At 34.6% G+C, this 18,726-nt stretch carries 21 protein-coding genes, 1 tRNA gene, 1 other RNA gene and 1 pseudogene; 8 read left to right on the top strand and 16 right to left on the bottom strand.

The annotated features are described in order from the left end of the window. The first annotated feature begins 121 nt into the window (after nucleotides 1-121). The gene (locus D7I46_RS02895; RefSeq protein WP_120771512.1) at nucleotides 122-748 is read left to right on the top strand and encodes a glycoside hydrolase family 73 protein; all 627 of its coding nucleotides are present in this window, start codon (nucleotides 122-124) and stop codon (nucleotides 746-748) included. Nucleotides 749-765: 17 nt separating this feature from the next. On the opposite strand, the pseudogene D7I46_RS02890 reads toward D7I46_RS02895, so the two are convergent. After that, nucleotides 766-3,467, bottom strand: a pseudogene (locus tag D7I46_RS02890) (cation-translocating P-type ATPase). Nucleotides 3,468-3,512: 45 nt separating this feature from the next. Between D7I46_RS02890 and D7I46_RS13235 the strand changes: the two are divergent. The 3 genes from D7I46_RS13235 (at nucleotide 3,513) to hemH (ending at nucleotide 5,421) form a co-directional block, all read left to right on the top strand. Then, a complete protein-coding gene (locus D7I46_RS13235; protein ID WP_162930822.1) occupies nucleotides 3,513-3,671 on the top strand; it encodes a hypothetical protein in 159 nt (52 codons plus the stop codon). A 326-nt stretch (nucleotides 3,672-3,997) separates the two neighbouring features. Continuing rightward, nucleotides 3,998-4,327 carry a ribonuclease G gene (locus D7I46_RS02885; protein WP_120771511.1) on the top strand — a complete coding sequence of 110 codons (330 nt, stop codon included), beginning with the start codon at nucleotides 3,998-4,000 and terminating at the stop codon, nucleotides 4,325-4,327. Between the two features lie 152 nt (nucleotides 4,328-4,479). Next, a complete protein-coding gene (hemH, locus tag D7I46_RS02880) occupies nucleotides 4,480-5,421 on the top strand; it encodes a ferrochelatase (RefSeq protein WP_120771510.1) in 942 nt (313 codons plus the stop codon). 37 nt (nucleotides 5,422-5,458) lie between these two features. Here hemH and D7I46_RS02875 read toward each other — a convergent pair whose 3' ends face one another. From D7I46_RS02875 to D7I46_RS02840, 8 genes are all read right to left on the bottom strand, one after another. Next, nucleotides 5,459-5,758 carry a hypothetical protein gene (locus tag D7I46_RS02875; RefSeq protein WP_120771509.1) on the bottom strand — a complete coding sequence of 100 codons (300 nt, stop codon included), beginning with the start codon at nucleotides 5,756-5,758 and terminating at the stop codon, nucleotides 5,459-5,461. Beyond that, nucleotides 5,755-6,309, bottom strand: a complete 555-nt coding sequence (locus D7I46_RS02870) for a DUF6036 family nucleotidyltransferase (protein WP_120771508.1) — start codon at nucleotides 6,307-6,309, stop codon at nucleotides 5,755-5,757. The genes D7I46_RS02875 and D7I46_RS02870 overlap by 4 nt, the downstream gene beginning before the upstream one ends. Nucleotides 6,310-6,426: 117 nt before the next feature. Then, nucleotides 6,427-6,780, bottom strand: a complete 354-nt coding sequence (locus tag D7I46_RS02865) for a DUF1304 domain-containing protein (RefSeq protein WP_120771507.1) — start codon at nucleotides 6,778-6,780, stop codon at nucleotides 6,427-6,429. A gap of 125 nt (nucleotides 6,781-6,905) precedes the next feature. Further along, nucleotides 6,906-7,385, bottom strand: a complete 480-nt coding sequence (locus D7I46_RS02860) for an SNARE-associated domain-containing protein (protein ID WP_120771506.1) — start codon at nucleotides 7,383-7,385, stop codon at nucleotides 6,906-6,908. 134 nt (nucleotides 7,386-7,519) lie between these two features. Continuing rightward, complete coding sequence (locus D7I46_RS02855; protein ID WP_120771505.1) at nucleotides 7,520-8,056, bottom strand: HdeD family acid-resistance protein; 537 nt, start codon at nucleotides 8,054-8,056, stop codon at nucleotides 7,520-7,522. Between the two features lie 333 nt (nucleotides 8,057-8,389). Further along, the gene (locus tag D7I46_RS02850) at nucleotides 8,390-8,815 is read right to left on the bottom strand and encodes a universal stress protein (protein WP_120771504.1); all 426 of its coding nucleotides are present in this window, start codon (nucleotides 8,813-8,815) and stop codon (nucleotides 8,390-8,392) included. Between the two features lie 110 nt (nucleotides 8,816-8,925). Then, nucleotides 8,926-9,357, bottom strand: a complete 432-nt coding sequence (locus tag D7I46_RS02845; RefSeq protein WP_120771503.1) for a universal stress protein — start codon at nucleotides 9,355-9,357, stop codon at nucleotides 8,926-8,928. Between the two features lie 255 nt (nucleotides 9,358-9,612). Next, a complete protein-coding gene (locus tag D7I46_RS02840) occupies nucleotides 9,613-10,041 on the bottom strand; it encodes a universal stress protein (RefSeq protein WP_120771502.1) in 429 nt (142 codons plus the stop codon). Between the two features lie 324 nt (nucleotides 10,042-10,365). Here D7I46_RS02840 and D7I46_RS02835 point away from each other — a divergent pair, with 324 nt between their 5' ends. Next, nucleotides 10,366-10,986: a LysE/ArgO family amino acid transporter gene (locus D7I46_RS02835; RefSeq protein ID WP_338033592.1), complete on the top strand. Its 621-nt coding sequence runs from the start codon at nucleotides 10,366-10,368 to the stop codon at nucleotides 10,984-10,986. Between the two features lie 75 nt (nucleotides 10,987-11,061). On the opposite strand, the gene D7I46_RS02830 is transcribed toward D7I46_RS02835, so the two are convergent. Beyond that, on the bottom strand, nucleotides 11,062-11,490 hold the full coding sequence (locus D7I46_RS02830; protein ID WP_120771501.1) for a universal stress protein: 429 nt from the start codon (nucleotides 11,488-11,490) through the stop codon (nucleotides 11,062-11,064). A 286-nt stretch (nucleotides 11,491-11,776) separates the two neighbouring features. Between D7I46_RS02830 and D7I46_RS02825 the strand changes: the two genes are divergently transcribed. Beyond that, the gene (locus D7I46_RS02825) at nucleotides 11,777-12,046 is read left to right on the top strand and encodes a DUF3892 domain-containing protein (RefSeq protein WP_120771500.1); all 270 of its coding nucleotides are present in this window, start codon (nucleotides 11,777-11,779) and stop codon (nucleotides 12,044-12,046) included. Between the two features lie 270 nt (nucleotides 12,047-12,316). Here D7I46_RS02825 and D7I46_RS02820 read toward each other — a convergent pair. Next, a tRNA-Ile gene (locus D7I46_RS02820) sits at nucleotides 12,317-12,390 on the bottom strand. Between the two features lie 306 nt (nucleotides 12,391-12,696). After that, a complete protein-coding gene (locus tag D7I46_RS02815; RefSeq protein ID WP_120771499.1) occupies nucleotides 12,697-13,206 on the bottom strand; it encodes a hypothetical protein in 510 nt (169 codons plus the stop codon). Between the two features lie 1,030 nt (nucleotides 13,207-14,236). Between D7I46_RS02815 and D7I46_RS02810 the strand changes: the two genes are divergently transcribed. Both D7I46_RS02810 and D7I46_RS02805 read left to right on the top strand, forming a co-directional pair. After that, complete coding sequence (locus tag D7I46_RS02810; protein WP_120771498.1) at nucleotides 14,237-14,698, top strand: GNAT family N-acetyltransferase; 462 nt, start codon at nucleotides 14,237-14,239, stop codon at nucleotides 14,696-14,698. 587 nt (nucleotides 14,699-15,285) lie between these two features. After that, complete coding sequence (locus D7I46_RS02805; protein ID WP_120771497.1) at nucleotides 15,286-15,561, top strand: DUF3892 domain-containing protein; 276 nt, start codon at nucleotides 15,286-15,288, stop codon at nucleotides 15,559-15,561. A gap of 470 nt (nucleotides 15,562-16,031) precedes the next feature. On the opposite strand, the gene ssrA is transcribed toward D7I46_RS02805, so the two are convergent. The 4 genes from ssrA to D7I46_RS02785 form a co-directional block, all read right to left on the bottom strand. Beyond that, nucleotides 16,032-16,391, bottom strand: a transfer-messenger RNA (tmRNA) gene (gene ssrA, locus D7I46_RS02800). A gap of 151 nt (nucleotides 16,392-16,542) precedes the next feature. Next, nucleotides 16,543-16,878, bottom strand: a complete 336-nt coding sequence (locus D7I46_RS02795; RefSeq protein WP_120771496.1) for a putative DNA-binding protein — start codon at nucleotides 16,876-16,878, stop codon at nucleotides 16,543-16,545. Between the two features lie 78 nt (nucleotides 16,879-16,956). Further along, complete coding sequence (locus tag D7I46_RS02790) at nucleotides 16,957-18,090, bottom strand: polysaccharide deacetylase family protein (RefSeq protein ID WP_120771495.1); 1,134 nt, start codon at nucleotides 18,088-18,090, stop codon at nucleotides 16,957-16,959. Between the two features lie 275 nt (nucleotides 18,091-18,365). Beyond that, nucleotides 18,366-18,605 carry a CsbD family protein gene (locus D7I46_RS02785; protein ID WP_120771494.1) on the bottom strand — a complete coding sequence of 80 codons (240 nt, stop codon included), beginning with the start codon at nucleotides 18,603-18,605 and terminating at the stop codon, nucleotides 18,366-18,368. Nucleotides 18,606-18,726: the final 121 nt, after the last annotated feature.

Raw genomic sequence — 18,726 nt, 5'->3', positions numbered from 1 at the left:
ATACCCAACTCCTCAAACTTTTTATTATGAAGTCCAGTCAGAAAATTCTTTGGAATAACTATAGTATATCAAATCCCCCATTTTTAGCCAATAAGTTGATTTTTATGTTAAACTATATAGTATGAAAACTCAGACTCGGCGAAAAAATAAATATCGACTCGCCCCTTTTTTCTTAAAACTTATTTTACTCATTCTCATCATTTTTTCAACGATTTTTTATAAAACCGTTACTACTAATAATTCTGTAAGTAGTGCTAAACTCTCAACTCAGTTGCAAAAAATGATTCAGTATAATTTTATCAGAGAGATTGCTCCTCTTGCTCAAAAAGCTTACAAAGAAGACAAGGTTCTTGCTTCTATTACCCTTGCTCAAGCCTGTCTTGAGTCTGACTTTGGACAAAGCACCCTCGCCAGTAAATATCATAATCTCTTTGGAGTCAAGGCTTATGGTAATGTCCCAACCGTCAAACTTGATACACAAGAGTACGAAAACGGACAATGGATAACCATCAAGGGAGAGTTTCGTGTTTATCCAAGTTTTGAAAAATCTGTCCTTGGTCACACTAAGCTTTTCCTTGAAGGAACGACTTGGAATCCAAAACAATATGCGAGTGTCCTTGCTGCAAAAGACTACACAACAGCCGCAAAAGCCGTTCAAACATCTGGCTATGCTACTGACCCCAGCTATGCTGATAAATTAATTCAAATGATTCAGACTTACCATTTGGACAATTACGACCAAAAATAAAAACGCCCAAAGGCGTTTTATTTTTGATATTTTTTCTTCAAAATCATTCTTAAACGGAAACGTTCAAAGCCACCATTTACTGCTTTCAAAATTTCCATCAAAACGACTGCCAAAAGAGCAAGACCAGCAGAAATCAGCCATTGATTCCAGCCAAAATTCGCTGGAATTGAGAAAATATTGCGCAATATTGGTAAAGTAGTGATTGTATATAGCGCCAAACAGAAAGCTACTGCACCAAAGACATATTTATTTGAAGCAACTCCCTGTCTGAAGATAGATTGTGAATTTGAACGTGCAGAAAAAGTTTGCAATGTCCTAGCCAAAATAAGTGTCGTGAATGCCATTGCAACACCCATTTCAGGCGAGTCCAAAAGTCCAACCGCTTGTGAAACAATCGTTGCAATCCCAATCAAACTTCCACGAATTACAATAATTCTCATCAACCCATTTGCAAATATTCCCTCTTGCAAACGCCTCGGTGGCTTTGACATCACATCAGGCTCCGCTTTTTCCATCCCTAAGGCAATGGCAGGAACAGAGTCATTCACCAAGTTGATAAATAAAAGCTGCAAAGCTGTAAACGGATTTGCCCAACCAACGATAAGCGCAAATACAATCGCAATGATTGCTCCCAAATTACCTGAAAATAAATAAGCAATTGATTTCTTGATATTATCATAAACAACACGACCGATGGAAACAGCTTTCACAATTGACACAAAATTATCATCTGTCAAAATCATGCTTGAAGCATCTTTTGCCACATCCGTTCCAGAGCCCATCGCAATTCCTATATTTGCTTGTTTGAGTGCTGGTGCATCATTAACCCCATCACCTGTCATTGCAGTGACCTGATGTTTCTCCTGCCATGCTCGTACAATTCGTATTTTGTTTTCAGGTGAAACACGCGCATAAACAGTGATATGCTCCAACTCGGCTGACAATTCCTCATCAGTCATGGCATCCAACTCCTGCCCTGTTAACGCGCGTTCATTGGGCTCCATCAGTCCAATATCTTGTGCAATCGCACGAGCGGTCGTCTTATGGTCTCCAGTAATCATGATAGTGCGAATACCTGCTTTTCTCGCTTCAGCAATTGACTCATAAACAGCTTCACGTGGTGGGTCAATCATTGCTGACAGGCCAATCAAGACCAATTCATTCTCATCTGACAAGTTCAACTCATTTTTGTCAGTACTGACAGCTTTATAAGCATAAGCAAGCACTCGCAATGCTTTCTGACTGAAGGCTTCATTTTGTTCTTGGAGTAACTTTTTCCATTCATCTGTAAACACTTCTTGCTTTCCATCAACAAAAATATGACTGCAGCGTGAAAACAAAACATCTGGCCCCCTTTAACAAAAATCATTTGACGCTCTTCAAAGTGATTTAAAGTGCTCATCAATTTACGCTCTGAATCAAATGGAAGCTCTGAAATTCGAGGAGAACTATTTCTCAATGCTTGATAAGGTTGATTCAATTGATTACTGTAAGCAATCAAAGCAAGCTCTGTCGGATCACCAAGTCCTTGTCCTTCCGCAGTAAAACTCGAATCATTGCAAAGCACCATTGCATTGAGCAAAAGTTGGTGCCGCTGTACTGACAAGTCTGTCAGCATACTGACAGAAAAACCAGATGCTGACAAATCACTGACAGCCCCCTCTGGTAAAAAAGTTTCAACGACCGTCATCTTATTTTGCGTTAGTGTCCCCGTTTTGTCCGTACAAATGACCGATGTCGAACCCAAAGTTTCCACCGCAGGCAAATTTCTCATAATCGCGTGTTGCTTTGCCATTTTGTTCGTTCCAACAGAAAGCACAATCGTGACCACCGAAGATAGAGCCTCTGGAATCGCAGCAACTGCCACAGCTACGGCAAACATAAATGCACTAAGAATATCTTTTTGGACATCAACAGCTTGAGAAGTCGCAAATATTCTAAAAGATTGAACAGCAAAAATCAATAAACACAATCCTAAAATAGCAAAACCGAGCTGTTTACCAAACTTCTCTAATTTTTGCTGCAATGGTGTTTGTTTCGCCTGAGCCGTCTCCAGCATCTCAGCAATTTTCCCAATTTCAGTATTTGAAGCAATTGCTGTGACTACAAACTCACCACGCCCATAAACCACGAGGCTACTACTGAAAACCATATTTTTTCTGTCACCAAGCCCAACTTCGCCATCAATACTTGCTGTCATTTTTTCTACAGGTTCTGATTCTCCTGTAAGCATCCCTTCTTCCAAACGTAGATTTTGACTTGAGAGCAATCTACCGTCTGCTGGCACAAAATCGCCAGCCTCAAGCAAAATAACATCTCCAACTACCACTTCACGTGCTGGAATCGCTATCTTATTGCCATCGCGTAAAACCTTCGCACTCGGAGCAGACATTTTTCTCAAAGCATCTAGTGAACCTTCAGCACGCTTACTTTGAATCACCGCGACGAGTGAATTAATCATAAGAACCACTAAAATAACGATAGACTCTATAAACTCACCTAAAAACAATTGGATAAACGCAACCAAAAGTAAGATGATGACCATCGGATCTTTTAAAGTGTCAACAAATAAAGCCCATGTCGAAACTTTTTTCTTTTCATTTAGCTCATTGTATCCCTCTTGAAGTTGTCTTTTTTTAACCTCATCAAAATTAAGCCCTTGCATTTGACTCATCGTTTTCTTCAAAACATCATTGGGGGACTGGTTGTAATATTGCACGCTAGTTCTCCTTGTAAATAAGATGTGAGAAGCGCTCGCTCTGAAATGATGAAAATTAGGAAAATTCAAGTTTCTGCGCTGATGCAGGTTCTGACTTTTATCTATTTTCATGCACTTCAAGCGCTTCAAACTCAGTTAAACTATGGGGATGAAGATTCGCTTCAAAAATTTTATCTTTTTCAAGCTTCCAATCTTTCTCACTAAATTTATAACAAAATAGAGTATTTTTAGTAAAAAAAGACCTTTGCCAGAAATCCTATCTGACAAAGGTCTTGCTTAACATACAAAGTATGTCAACAAAGCCGATGAGCAAGCTCATGAATTGACGACTTTGTTTCGGTTTCCCGCCGCTACTCCCCTTTGGAATAATTAACTTCCTATATTTTATTAAAAAAATTTAATATTGTCAAATCAAATCTAAGAATTAATTAAACATATATTAATTTTCCTGATAAATCACACTTTAAAACGCAAGAAAAAATTACCAATGTGTTATAATGATTACATCACTTAATTATTGGAGAACTTTTATGGAACAGCAAAATTTCACTACAAAATGGAACTGGGGTGCTTTCATTGACCCTATCGGTTTCGCCATCGGTAACCGCGCCTACCTTGGCCTCCTTGCCTTAATTCCTATCTTGAATATTGTCTGGATTTTTATTTCAGGAGCAAAAGGAGAGCAGTGGGCACTCTCTAATCAAAACAATGAATATCGTGATGAAGAAGAATTTAGAAAAGTTATGGACAGCTGGAAACGCGCTGGTTTCGTACAATTCCTCATCTTTGTAGGAGTTCTAGTCCTCTATCTTATTATCATGATTTTAGCTTTCAGTGTATGGAGTTTTAATATTAATTAACTAATTATTACAAAGCGCATCAATGCGCTTTTTTATTTTCCTAATATTTTTGTTAAACTAGACTAGTAACCCTTAATGTATTTTTTAGAATAAATTAAATTTTATATTTCATATATTTTTAATTTCCTAGAGTGAAAGGAGAACTCATCGTTTTGCAAAATAAAAAAGGAATTTTACTAGTGGCACTAGGAACGCCACGTTCTTATAAAACTGAAGACGTCAAAGAATATCTCAAAGAATTTCTAAGCGATCCTTTAGTAATACAAAAACCAAGATGGTTCTGGCTTCCAATTCTTAACGGAATTATCTTAAAAGTCAGACCAGCAAAATCTGCAGAAATGTATAAACAAATATGGTCAGAAAATGGCTCTCCCTTGATGAATCATACAAGCGCTCAAACAAAACAGCTCCAAGAAATCTACCCAGAAGCGGATGTAAGATTTGCCATGACATATGGCGAACCTCGCATTGATAAAACAATAAAAGATATGCAAAACTTAGGGATAGAAGATATCACCATCCTTCCTCTCTATCCTCAGTATTCGCTCACTACAGTCGAACCCATTGTTCAACAAGTAAAAAAAATTAACCCACATCTTAAAGTGATTAAAGACTTTCATAAAATTGAAGGATATACCGACTTACTCGTAAACTTGATTAAGAAAAAATGGAACTCAGGAGAATATGATAAACTTATTTTAAGCTACCATGGCATCCCTCAATCTTATGTCACAAAAAAGAAAGATCCTTACGAAAAACAATGTCAAAAAACAACCGAATTAGTCATCAATAAACTTGGGCTCAAACAACATCAATTTGAGCATACCTATCAATCAAAATTTGGTCCAGAAAAATGGTTAGAGCCTGCAACTATTGACCGTGTCGCTCGTCTTCCCAAAGAAGGAGCAAAAAAAGTACTAATTTGTTCACCAGCATTTGTCGCGGATTGTTTAGAAACCTTATTTGAATTAGAAATAGAGAACAAAGAGGTCTTTATTTCTAATGGTGGCGAAACCTTTGACTTCGTTCATCCCTTTAATAGTTCCATAGAATTCACCAAAGTTATAAAAACTATCCTTGCAGCCACAGATTAACACAAAAACCACTCATATGGGTGGTTTTCTTATGATTTTATTTCACCAAAACTACTTCTTCATCTAGTTCTTGAATTACTTCCTGAAGTTGCCGAAACATTGCTGGTTCAGAGATTACCACTGTTTTTTCCCACGATAACGTTCCTGGCTTACAAGCCTCCTTCAAAACCATCTTTTGAAAAGCTGATAATTCCTCACAATGTGTCAAATAGTCAATTTCATTTTTGGACAAATCAATCTTATCCCGCTGAATTGCTTTATTCAAATAACGAATCCAAAGTTCAGAATCATCCCTTGACTTTTTTGCAGCTTCTATGTAGTATTCAATCCATGTCATTTTAGTAACCTCATCAAATCTGGATTTTGTCTCAAATATTCTTTTAAAGCTTCTTTTCCATAGGCAATGCTATAAGCTTCAAGAATAATTGCTGGGTCTGTCTCCCCCTCTGAATGTTTCATCATTAATTTTAACAAGCCATCTGGTTGTGTTATTTCCAGATACTGCATAATCTTTGCAACATCCCAAATATCTTTTGTACGACCTGCCTGAAGCTTATCAATCAAAACCGATTCAAGGGAAGAAATAGTCACAGATAAATTAGTATCTTGAAAGATAACTATCTGATTTTTCTCACTTGATACAGACATGACACGCCCAACAGCATGATTTAACCACGACTCCTTACTCGTACCAACGTTGAATTCCTCGCCCACTTCCTTAATCAAATAATCAATTTTTTCGGAAGAATCATAAAACGCATCAATATCATTTGTTGCTTTTAATCCGTAGTATTCTAGTACAAATCCACCCACACAATGTAGTCGTAAAGTCAAATTATTCTCAGCTAATTTTTGATTTAACCGAAAAAACAATTTCTGATAGTCCATACTCAAATCCTTTTTAATCTCCCCCATATTATAACATAAATTTACTATATAAAATCATCAAATTCTTAAAGAATTTCAAAACTTATAGCATTAAGAATACAAAAAATTAAAAAAATACTATAGAGCTAGTACAAGACTTAACAACGCTAGTAAAGCTGGTCCAACTTGTATAAACCATATTTTTTTAGTAACAGTTAAACCACCATAAGTACCAACAATAACTACAAAAATCATTGATAAAATAAGGCTATTGACTGCTAAGTTAAATATTATAAAAGCGATAACCAACAGTCCAAGTGAAACATTATAAATTCCCTGATTGGACAGGGCTATTTGGAGAGTATTGCTTTGCAGTTCTTTTTCTGGAAACCCAAATGCTTTGGATTGCACTTGAACACTCCCAAACATTTCAATATAACCAAACAAGAGGTGTTCAAGTGCTACAAAAAATACAAGTATAAGTGATAGCATGAGTCTATCCTTTCTTTTTTTTAATTATATCATAGTCCATCTATGCGCAAGCGCTTCCCCGCTCATATCAAAAAAGCACTCATAGAATGCTTTTTAATGAAAGTAATCTAAAGCTTGAAACTTCGTTATTCGCTTGTTTTAAGTTTTTTAACAACAAAGACCCCTATACTCCATACTAAAAATGCAACAATTAAAGCGATAATTAATAATCCAATAGATCCATTTGCAATAGACCGAAAAAGTGCCAACCCACCAAAGGCATAAATAAATCCCCAAGCCAGATATCCTGGAAGTGCTACAAGTGTATATTTAAACCAATTCCAATCAAGCAAGCCCGCGCCGATTTGCACAACTGATTGAAATCCTACTGTCAAAAAGCTCAAGGGAATGACTGGCCAGCCATATTTTTGCAGTGCTGCAATTCCTGCCCGTTTTTCCTCTGACCGTGTTGTATTTTTCGACAAATTGGTTTTTAAAATTCCTTTATACATCAATTTCCCCAACCAAAAAGTCAGCTGTGCCCTAAAGAACACAACTATAAATAAAAATAATGTTGCTTGCCACAGAGGCAGACTTGCTACCCAATTTAGCATATGATCAACCAATTATATTCCTCGCTTTACCTAGGTTTCATAATAAAAACCAGCTATTTTATATCATACCACAAATTTTTATTCTAAAACAAGCAAATAAGCCAGCAATATGCTGGCTCATATTAATTAGATGTTTTTTCACACTATCACTTGTTCCAATTATAGAAATGAATAATTTTAATTAGGCCAATGATGATGAACTCAATTCCCAGTAATATCCAGAGTGCAACTGCTCCCCAAAGTGGTGAAAAAAGTAACATTGCCCCTGCAACTATACTGATAATACTCAAAATAACCCCCCAGAGTTTATTATTAAATTTACTCAAAGCAGTTAAGTTAACAAAACCATCAATTATCCAAAGCATTCCAACAAAGATACCTACAAGAATGAAGAGAGACTCCGCAGCCGCATTTAAATCTATAAACACGAAAATACCTGCAAAAAGGTACATAAAGCCTAGGAGAAAATGCCCCACTCTCCAAATTTGTCCTTTATCATCCCTTTTTTTAATAAAATTTGCTCCGATATATGTAATGCCCATTATTACAAGAGCGACACCCACGATAGAAGCCGCAATAATAGCCGTTTTAGAAGGTAAAAAAAGTATCAATAAACCAATAATTATCGAAACAATACCACTAAATCCTACTCCACGACGAAGTTTTTCAAAATCCGTTAACATTTTTCTGTACCTCCTAATTTCTTACCCACAGTATAACAACTTAACTTCTATTTTTCAATAATATAGCCTATTTTTTAGATGACGAATCTATAAAAATTTTTTGAATATGAGAGTCACATTAGTTCTGAATTAAATTAAAATATACTTTTAAAAACAAAAAATTCCCACCACTACAGCAGGAACTATGTCTACTTGATATTATAACATTTATTTATCACTAAGCGCTGAAAAACGTTTTATACCAATGTGTAAATTTCCCCTCAATTCCTCAATAATTTTTTAGATTTATAATTTTATAATTAAAAAAATCACCCAAAATGGTGATTTTTAGATTTATCTGACAATCATAACGTTACAAGTTGCGTTGTCAACAACATACCGTGTAGTTGAACCAAGCATGAGTTTATCGAAGAAGCCTGCACCTGTTGAACCGATAACGATTAAATCAATCCCCTCCTCTTCTGCAAACTTAACAATTCTGTGTTTTGGATTACCTGCAATCTCTTCTGTTTTGACTTCTACTTCGTTTTTTACCAACTTAGCAGCTTTTGCTAAAATATCCTCAGCAATCCTATCAAGTCCTGGAGTTTCAATCCTACCAGCTCCGGCCATTCCGTAATAACGATTAATGTCTTTTACCGTTAAAATAACTAATTTAGCCTCGTTACGTTTTGCAATTTCAGTAGCTTCGCCCACAGCGTTATAAGACTGTTCAGAACCATCTACTGCAACCAAGATGTTCTTGTATTGTTTTTTCATAATAAGCACCTCCCATGTAGTTATCTTTCTACTTCAATTATATACTAAATACCTCTAAAAGAAAACACCATATAAAGAAAACATTCGTTATCTCAACTTTACTCTACCCGCTATTTAACAACTATGACATTACAAGGTGCATGACTAATAACATATTGAGTCGTTGAGCCTACAATAAATCGATCAATTGCATCAAGTCCCGTTGAACCAATAATTATTAAATCAATATTATTTTCTTTAGAAAAATTGACAATTTCTCTTTTAGGCGTACCAGTCAATCTTACTATCTCGAAATCATGATCTTTACCATCAATACGTCTGTGTATTTGTTCCACAACAAAGTCAGCATGCTCTTGAACACTCTTGTAAAGTGTTATTGTGTCCATATGTACTGGAACATTCGCTAATTTATCATTTAATACATACAATATCTTTAAACGTGCCTTGTTTCGTTTTGAGATATTTATTGCTTCACGAACAGCATCATACGATTGTTCAGAACCATCCACTGCTACTAAAATATTCTTGTATTGTTTAACCATCATAACACCTCCCTATCCTTATTATATAACTAAATATAGTAAGATACCATCGTTAAATATCTTTGTTATATCAGAGAATTATAATTAACTCTAGATATGGATACTTTCAAGATTTACATTATAAATAATGATGTAACATCATAATAAACATACTCACCCCAAAATCACCTATTGGAATCATTCTTATTCTATATTTATACTCTTTTCCATAAAAAAAGCTATCATTGCTGATAGCTTGAATAAATCTTATTTTATTTATCTAACGACCATCACATTACATGATGCATGACTAACAACATATTGGGTCGTTGAGCCTACTAGTAGTTTGTCAATAAATCCTGTACCAGTCGCCCCTATAACAATAAGGTCAATATCATGCTCTTTTGAAAAATCAGCAATAGTATACTTTGGCACTCCTGAAACCTCATAAATTTCAGTTTCCACTTCATTTGTAACTAGATGAGAAGCTTTATCTAAGATTTCTTCAGCACTTTTATCAAGTTCCAATGTGTCGGTTAAAACAACACGACCTGCCATACCATAGTAACGCCCAATATCCTTGACTGTCAAGATATGAAGTTTCCCATCGTTTCTTTTGGCTACTTCTGCAGCCTCACTTACAGCATTATAAGCTTGTTCAGAACCATCTACTGCAACCAAGATGTTTTTGTATTGTTTTTTCATGATATTCACCTCCTGCATCGTCTAGTCATTCTCTACACTTTAATTATATAATAAATCTCCTTAAAAGAAAACCCTGCAGAGATAGCTATTAAAATAAAAATCGCTCTGTTACAAGATTTTATGTCTAACACAGTAAATTTTGTATCATGTTATTTTTCTAAGTTTGGAACTACTTAATTTTTCATAGTTCATACCAACATCAAATAATAAATATTACTCTTCTGAAATATTTGTCTATCATATCAGTGTTTTAGAAGTATTGGATAACATATTTATTTCTCTCCTGCAGGGTCCATTTTATGATATAATTGTGAGATATTGTTTGTGATTTTTAAGGGTATGCTTATTGGTTTCGCTGCGATTGCGCCAATTGGTATGCAAAATATATATGTATTTAATAACGCACTGACGAATAATATAAAAAAAGCACTATTTTATGCTTTTTTTATATGGTTTTCTGATGCGATTTTCGAAATTGCTGCGTTTTATGGAATGGGAGCTTTAATTTCTTCAAATGAAATCTTTAAACTCATGGTGATGGGTGTCGGAGGTGCATTATTAATTTATATTGCACGTGGAATCTTGAAAGATGCTAGAGCGTCCCATTTCGATGAAAATACTCAAGTAACTGCTTCTCAAACTCTTGGCAAAGTTCTTTTATCTTCATTGCTTCTTGTTTGGGCGAACCCACAGGCTCTAATAGATGGTTCTCTGATACTTGGAGCATTACATGGCACTCTATCAGGTATGAATGCCATCTATTTCATTTCTGGCGTACTATTAGCTACTATCTTGTGGTTTTATGGAATCACTTTATTCGTAGGTCTTTTAAAAGAAAAACTGCCAAAATTTATCTTAGTCTGGGTCAACATTATTTCAGGTGCTATTGTCTTAATCTATGGCATATACTTAGTCATTCATGTCTTAATAATTCTTTTTCAATAATGATGAGTTTATAATGAAAAACAAAATCCTTTATCATATTTGGTAAAAAAGCCATCCTTCCGATGACTTTTTTATTTATCTGACAACCATCACACTACATGGAGCGTGAATGATAACATATTGTGTCGTTGAACCCAACATTAGCTTGTCAATAAAACCTGCACCAGTCGCTCCAATAATGATAAGATCTACATCATGCTCTTTTGCAAACTTGACAATTAGATGCTTGGGAGTCCCTGCAAGTTCATAAGTTTCAAATTCAACTTCATAATTAACTAATTTACAAGATTTAACTAGTATGGACTTAGCAATTCTATCAAGAGCTGGAGTACCCGTTAAATCCATTCTTCCTGCTAATCCATAATAACGATTGATATCTTTAACTGTCAAGATATGGAGCTTTCCCTGATTTCTTTTAGCCACTCCTACAGCTTCCTTTATAGCATTATAGGACTGTTCTGAACCATCTACTGCAACTAAGATGTTTTTGTATTGTTTTCTCATCACTTTCACCTCCTGCATCGCTTAGTTATTCTCTACACTTCAATTATATAATAAATAATCTTAAAAGAAAACATCACAAAAAAATCTGCCAAAATAGTAGATTTTTTATTTATTTTCCGACAAAATCTATCTGTGGCGGCTTTGAATAACTAGCCTCTTACTGTATAGTCCTGATATCCTTTTAAATTTATCACCTATATTTTTATTCCCTCATCACTATTTATTGACTAATTCAGTTTATTTTATTTGCAAAAAGGTTTATAATAAAAAGAAAGCGGTAAATTTTATGGCCTATCGAATTACACATATTCATTTATCCACTTCTCCCGCAAAATCGCCTATGCAAATTAAAGAGGTAAAATTAGAAGGCGGGGCAATAGAAACTGCTGCAGAAGTGGCGTACTTTATTGGTTTAGGATGTGAGTACTATTATGTTTCACCAAAAGGAACACTTTCCTATGTTGAATCCGTTCACCAACAAATCAAGCCTCCTTATATTCGCTCTATCCATCGAGCAGTAGGTTCAGACGAGCTTTGTCAGTTACCTCTGTTTTAATTTAGATTTTTCATCAAAGTCCTTTTATGGACTTTTTTATTTTCTAGTTTTTTCGGATACAAGACGCTTTTCTCTACTGAGTTTTGGAACTCCAAAATTAGAAATTCAATTTTTTCAAAATAAAAAACGCTCTATTACGCGATTTTAAATTCTATTGACCCTGATATGCTCTTATAACAAAGATGAGAGAAGATTCGTGTAACAATAGATGTCCTCTCGGATAGCTCTAGAGACCTGTTTCAGTGTTCTCAATTGGTCGATATATTTATATGGTTCTTGCTGGACTCGAACCAGCGACCGAACGGTTATGAGCCGTTAGCTCTAACCAACTGAGCTAAAGAACCTGAAAGGAAGTTGAAATTATCTAGCTTACCTTGATTAAAGATATTCTTATTATAACATAGATTTTAACAATAAAAAAATCTCTGTCAGTATGACAGGGAAATAATTCCAATCTTGTAGCAAACAGACATTTACCACAACTTTTTACCTGTGCCAAAGATTTTACGAATCCATTTAAACGCCAATTTTTGCACCTCATTAAAGTATTTTAAACTACATTTTTATTATAGTCCTCTATAAAATACTTTGTCAAATCTTTATCGCGCAAAGTAAAAAAGTACCTCGAAAGGTACAAAAATACTGATTTATTATTGGTTGCTACTCACTGCTGAATCTGCTTTCTGGCGAGTGGCTTGTACATCACTAACAGCTTGATTCAAATCACTATTACCTTGATTTTTCAAGTCATTAATCTGTTGGTTAAGACTAGCAATTGTTTGGTTAGCGGAGTCAAGTTGTTGTTGCACAGCTGCTGTTTTTTGATTTCCATCACTAATCGCTTGATTAACTTCATTAATTTTTTCTTGAATTTGAGTCTGAGCAGAAGTGTTCGCTTGTGTCAATTGATCTTGAAGACTACTAAGTTGCGATTTATAGCCATTTACTGAATTTTGTGAATCACTGAGTTGGCTTGTCAAAGTTGTCACTTGTTGAGATTTACCTTGAATTCTGTTTGATAATGTATCAATATCAGCATTGATTGCTTGAATATCACCGTGACCAGACCAGAATTGATCCGCTAAAGTCTTTACTCCAAAAGCAGAAAGAGCAATAAGAAGAGCCGCAGCAATAGAAATTGTAAGTTTTTTATAGTTCATTATTTCCTCATGTTGTTCATTAATATTATAGTAATTTCATAACATTACATTAATAAAATTACCATTTTCGACAACTTTTAAAGTATATTACTTTTTCACATTAGCGTCAATCACATTTTGATTAAATCATGATTATGTTTTTTGGCTTATTGTGTTTCTTTTAGATTACGTTATTTGATGTAGAACGAAAGATTCTTAAAAAACTATTGTACTCAACCACGATAAATTCGCAGTTACCTGTGATATATTTGTCAATTATCGCTGAATCAAAACATGTCATTCATTTCTAACAACATTACTCCATAAAACAAAAACCACTCAACAGAGCGGTTTATAGAAATTTATAAAAAACTTATTATTGAGGCAAGGGAAATTAATGTTTTATTTTAGAATATAGGTAGTAAGTTAATAATCCTAGGAGTGTCAACACTAATATTGATAACACTAGTATACCTGTACCAAGCATGAGCAGTGTTACTAATCGCTCAGGACAAAATACTCCTGGCTCCTCACCATTATGGATTTTATCCATCCATTCTACTAGTTTTGAATAGATTAATCTGTAAAGTCTCACTTTTCATCATTTCTCCGCTATTTTCAACTTCGCCAATATGTTCAGTATATCACAATTTTAATAATATTTAAATCCTGTCAGTATGGCAGAATGTATATAATCTTATAATTTATTCACATTCAATCATTTTTGCAGAGCTTTTACAGCATTAGAAACGGGAATAATCACACTGTCTTATGCTGTTCCTAGGTATTTCTGCAAGACATTTACCACGTTTAAACCTGCTAGTGATAAATCAAAATGAACAGCGCATATATTTTGATTAAATAACTGTTTATATTGATGACTGATGATAGCATTTCTTTATCTGACGTATCAAAGTATTTTTGAAGGGCTCTTGCTGTCGCATCTATCCGCCATTAACTAAACTCTCCCTTTTATGATATAATCTGGCTATAAAGTGTTATTCCCTGTACCATTTGTGGTTTATGGTAGACATTTATTTGAGGAGTACTTATGATAAAACTTACTAAAATGAATAAAAAATCTTTCGAAGATTATATGGCAACCTCCGTCGAAGTCTTTGCCAAAGAAAAGGTCGAAAATGGAACATGGGACAAAGCGAGTTCTATATCAAATTCTAAAAAAGAATACGATAGACTTCTCCCCGAAGGACTACAAACACCAAATAATTATTTCTACTCAGTTCTATATCATGAAAAAATAATTGGATACATCTGGATTGCCAAAAGTACTGATAACGAAAATACAGCTTTTATATATGATTTCGAGATTTATCCAGAATTTCAAAACTTAGGGTTCGGAACAAAAGTTATTGATCTCATTGAAATTCAAGCAAAGCAGCTTTCTTTCACTTCTTTAGCCCTACATGTTTTTGGAAATAATTCAAGAGCAATACACGTTTATCAAAAAACTGGTTTTCAGATTACTGATATTAATATGCAAAAAAAGTTATGATTGTAGCTTCTCAACGCCAATTGTTGTATTGTAAGTATTTGAATATTATAGAAAGTATATTTTTCTACTGATACTATCATTTATCATTCTCCATTTCTGTTTTTATTCGAAACGTGATATAAGCTAATTATCAAACTAGGGCATATCAAATCTTGGCTCGCATTCCCATGCGAGTTTTTATTTTGCATCGTAAGTCCAAAGTGTTGTTTTCGTTACCATACTTCATGGTAGGCTTTGCTTTACATTGTTTGTTGGTTCAGTAAAAATTTTCTGACATTTCCTTGCAGTATTCCTTTGAAAATCGTGAGATTTGTGCCAAGTTTTACTCATAGAATGACTTATAATCTTGCTTGATATTTTTGACCAATTCGAGTCGTTATGACTTTCATTGATTATTTGCGTGGGGAACTATTTTCTTTTTATGCTTAATACTTGATTGTTCATTTCTTTAAAATGTAAATACTTTTTAATAAAATTTCCACTAAAATAAAATTGTATACTCATTTTATTTTGTTATACTATCTGTGAATGAAGTTATAAGTTACTTGATTTTATTCAAAATATTATAATAGAAGGTGGTACTTCATATGGAATATCAAATAACCCATATCCGTGTTTCTGATAACTATGTATCTTCTACTGACAAGATTACTGATGTTAAACTAAGCAGTGATCTAGAATATTCGGTCGCAGATATTATTCGTTTTATCAACAATGATAGTCGTTTTTTCTACACCTGTGCTTATTCCCAAGCTGATAAAGTATACCTTGAGGCTGTTTGTTCAGCCAATGGAATACTGTGTCTCCATACTGAAGCCAACCCAATAAGTAACGATAATTTGCTTAGTTTACCAAGATTCTAAATCCAAGACTCATTATTTTTATAATGGGTCTTTTGCTTTTCTTCTCTAGATTAAGAGGTTCTGTAAACCAGTTAATAACCAAATCTCTTGATTACTTTACACTCGATTTTTCATAATTAATTTCAGTAAATTTTAGATACGGTTTAAAGCTATTACAAACGTACTTTCGTCTTTACAACCTATCAAGTCCATAGCTTCGTTACTAAATTTAATAATCATAAAGAATATTTAGGCAATAACAGTTCTCTTGATATAGAATGAAAATCCTGAAAACTTTGAATACGCACAAACCTTATTTAATGGGGAATAAATAAAAAATCCGCCAAACTTTGGTGGGGATGATGGATTTAGTTCAAATAAAAAAGAAACGGAATAAAAATCAACTTTGGAAATAAAATCTTACAAATCATAAAAACAAAAACCACTCAACGGAGCGGTTTTTTAATCGTTACAGATTCATGAAATCTGTATTATGGAGGCGAGGGGAGTCGAACCCCTGTCCAAACACCTTGCTACATCAACGTCTACAACTATAGGACTTTCTCAAATTTAACAAAATACCAAAGCCAGTCTCAAACAGCGATATTTTGCGGGGCTTGAAATCTCTTTTGCTGTGTCAAGCCACCACAGCAACGTATCTGACTGAAGGTTTAGACCGAAAGCATCATCATCAGCGAACGAAGTTTCGGCACGCATGATGTTTTTTAGGCAGCCATTGCGTAAGTTTGTGTATTATTTTTAGCAGTTATATTTATCTGCGGATGATTATCCTGATCCCTCAGCAGTTGCAGTTCATGCGCGACAATGCCTGTCGAATCCGTAACGCCCCCTTGTAAAAAGTTTAGAAACTATCACTAAATCTTAGAGAATAATTATAGCATATTTTCTACATTCTGTCAGTACTGACAGAATAAATTTGAACTTTTATCAGCAATAGAATTTATTAAAAAGAGTTGTATTTTGCTAAGTTTGTGCTTATTGTTAAAATTCTTCTTCATCAATTTGTTGAATTTCACGAAGTTTACTGACAAGATATTCGTCAGTACTGTATTTTTCTGTCAGTGACTCTAATAATTGGTTTCTGACAACGTAGTTACTAAACAAATGAAGTTTTTCCTCATAACTCTCTAAAACTTTTTCTGTTCGCTTGATATTATCATAAACAGCTTGACGAGAGACATCAAACTCTTCTGCAATCTCGGCAAGACTGTAATCATCCGCGTAATAAAGCTCAATATAGTTCATCTGCTTGTCTGTCAGTAGTGTAGCATAAAATTCAAAGAGAGTGTTCATTCGATTTGTTTTTTCGATTTCCATTCTTACATTATAACATACAAGCAACCTCTCCTCGTGAATAGGATGAAAAAACACTTAAAAATTATTAAGCATTTTTCATTATTTTCCAAAATAAACCTGCTGTGCCTGAGCACCTCCATATCGCGCTTCTAATAATTGAGAGACAGTCACAAAAGTGTAGCCTTGTGCCTTGAGCTGCTGGATGATTGTCGGTACCGCAGCAACAGACCAAGGATGAATATCGTGCATCAAAATAATCGCACCATCATGAGCATTTGCAAGTGCATTTTGAATCACTGGTGCAGAGCTGTTGTAGCGCCAATCATTTGTATCGACTGACCAATTTATTGCAGTGAGAGGAGTTGCGGCAAGCGTTGTTGCATTATAACTTCCATAAGGTGGGCGGAAAAGCGTCACATTTTGTCCTGTGAGTTGATTAATTAAATTATGAGCCGACATAATTTCTTGGACTTGTGCACTTTGCGACAATGTGGTCAAATCTTTATGATCCCAGGTATGTGAAGCAACTTCATTTCCTTGAGCAGCTTCTTGCTTAATGATTGATGGATAAGCCTGTGCTTGCTGACCAAGTGCAAAAAAGGTCGCATGGACATTATAACTTTGTAAAGTTTGTAAAAGCTGAGGAGTTGTCGATGGGTTTGGTCCATCATCAAAAGTTAGAGCAATCATTTTTGAACTTTTCGTAGTTTCTTGTTGTTCTGCTGCAGCCTTTGCTTTCGCATCTGCCTCTGCTTTTACCTTCGCTGCTACCTCCGCTTTTGCTTTTGCTAATTTCTCTTTGTCAGCATTAATCTGTGCCTGTAATTGAGCTCTGTCAGTACTGACAGATTTGCTTGTCAGTTGATTTACTTTTTCTTGTGCATTAGCAATCGTTTGATCCGTTTGATTTTTGTTTGCCTCTGCAACCAGCGCCTGAGCATTTGACAAATCTTCTCTTATCTCTTTGACCTGATTCAGTTGCTTTGTCAGTGAAGTACGGTCAGATTTTTTTAGGCGATTAATTAATTTTTCACTCCTTGCAATATCCTCGTCGGCAAGCGTTTGTTCTGCTTTTTGCTCAGCCTTTATTGCTTCATTTTTTAATTTTTTATAAGCTAAGGCAACTTTTTCTCTGTGAACTTTGGCATCATGTTGATGTTTGATATTCAACCCAACAAAAATACCAGCCCCAATCAGTACAATAACAACAAAAATCCCAATTACTTTCTTCATAACACTCTCTTTAATCTAAACTATTCTAACTCCAAAATGCTTTCAGATATTGATTGTACTAGCGAATGATAATAATCTCCGTAGCCACTCTCTCATCCATAGCCGTCCCGTTTGCATTAATTATAACTTAAAATAACAGCAAATTCGTAGCCTCAATCTTACATTTTTGTAAGTTTTCTCAATTAAATAAATTAAAGCGGTTACCTAAATTAGAAAAAATAAAAAGAGTTAGTAAGAAAAACTTACCAACTCCTCATTTATTAAAAATTAAACGACTATTTATCCTTTTTATCCTTCACAGAATCAACCACATCATTAAACTTTTCCGCAACATCATCAGCGAGTTCAGAAGCTTTATCTTTAAGTGTTCCAAGTTCTTCTTTGGCTTTTCCAAGAAGTCCCTCACCTTTGCCTTTAGCTTCTAATTTTTCATCTCCTGTCACTTTTCCGGCTACTTCTTTAATTTTTCCACTTGTCTTATCCTTAGCTGCGTCAAGTTTATCATTTAATGTCATGAAAGTTCCTCCTTAGTTGTTAATGATTTTTAAGTTATTTAGGTGCCTATTTTTTATTATTTATCCACCTCCATCTTTATCTATCAAATCATACATTGAGAGTTGTTATAGCTCACAATAA

It is taken from the genome of Lactococcus allomyrinae (assembly GCF_003627095.1).
In the GTDB taxonomy this organism is placed as follows: Bacteria; Bacillota; Bacilli; order Lactobacillales; family Streptococcaceae; genus Lactococcus; species Lactococcus allomyrinae.
The sequence above is the reverse complement of the archived record's forward strand: the minus strand, read 5'-3'. Positions and strand labels throughout refer to the sequence as shown.

What these genes read in the sequence shown, in the direction of transcription:
- D7I46_RS02895 (WP_120771512.1), top strand. Translation starts at nt 122, where the DNA reads ATGAAAACTCAGACTCGGCGAAAAAATAAATATCGACTCGCCCCTTTT.
- D7I46_RS13235 (WP_162930822.1), top strand. Translation starts at nt 3,513, where the DNA reads ATGATGAAAATTAGGAAAATTCAAGTTTCTGCGCTGATGCAGGTTCTG.
- D7I46_RS02885 (WP_120771511.1), top strand. Translation starts at nt 3,998, where the DNA reads ATGGAACAGCAAAATTTCACTACAAAATGGAACTGGGGTGCTTTCATT.
- D7I46_RS02875 (WP_120771509.1), bottom strand. Translation starts at nt 5,758, where the DNA reads ATGACATGGATTGAATACTACATAGAAGCTGCAAAAAAGTCAAGGGAT.
- D7I46_RS02870 (WP_120771508.1), bottom strand. Translation starts at nt 6,309, where the DNA reads ATGGACTATCAGAAATTGTTTTTTCGGTTAAATCAAAAATTAGCTGAG.
- D7I46_RS02865 (WP_120771507.1), bottom strand. Translation starts at nt 6,780, where the DNA reads ATGCTATCACTTATACTTGTATTTTTTGTAGCACTTGAACACCTCTTG.
- D7I46_RS02855 (WP_120771505.1), bottom strand. Translation starts at nt 8,056, where the DNA reads ATGTTAACGGATTTTGAAAAACTTCGTCGTGGAGTAGGATTTAGTGGT.
- D7I46_RS02850 (WP_120771504.1), bottom strand. Translation starts at nt 8,815, where the DNA reads ATGAAAAAACAATACAAGAACATCTTGGTTGCAGTAGATGGTTCTGAA.
- D7I46_RS02845 (WP_120771503.1), bottom strand. Translation starts at nt 9,357, where the DNA reads ATGGTTAAACAATACAAGAATATTTTAGTAGCAGTGGATGGTTCTGAA.
- D7I46_RS02840 (WP_120771502.1), bottom strand. Translation starts at nt 10,041, where the DNA reads ATGAAAAAACAATACAAAAACATCTTGGTTGCAGTAGATGGTTCTGAA.
- D7I46_RS02830 (WP_120771501.1), bottom strand. Translation starts at nt 11,490, where the DNA reads ATGAGAAAACAATACAAAAACATCTTAGTTGCAGTAGATGGTTCAGAA.
- D7I46_RS02825 (WP_120771500.1), top strand. Translation starts at nt 11,777, where the DNA reads ATGGCCTATCGAATTACACATATTCATTTATCCACTTCTCCCGCAAAA.
- D7I46_RS02815 (WP_120771499.1), bottom strand. Translation starts at nt 13,206, where the DNA reads ATGAACTATAAAAAACTTACAATTTCTATTGCTGCGGCTCTTCTTATT.
- D7I46_RS02810 (WP_120771498.1), top strand. Translation starts at nt 14,237, where the DNA reads ATGATAAAACTTACTAAAATGAATAAAAAATCTTTCGAAGATTATATG.
- D7I46_RS02805 (WP_120771497.1), top strand. Translation starts at nt 15,286, where the DNA reads ATGGAATATCAAATAACCCATATCCGTGTTTCTGATAACTATGTATCT.
- D7I46_RS02795 (WP_120771496.1), bottom strand. Translation starts at nt 16,878, where the DNA reads ATGGAAATCGAAAAAACAAATCGAATGAACACTCTCTTTGAATTTTAT.
- D7I46_RS02790 (WP_120771495.1), bottom strand. Translation starts at nt 18,090, where the DNA reads ATGAAGAAAGTAATTGGGATTTTTGTTGTTATTGTACTGATTGGGGCT.
- D7I46_RS02785 (WP_120771494.1), bottom strand. Translation starts at nt 18,605, where the DNA reads ATGACATTAAATGATAAACTTGACGCAGCTAAGGATAAGACAAGTGGA.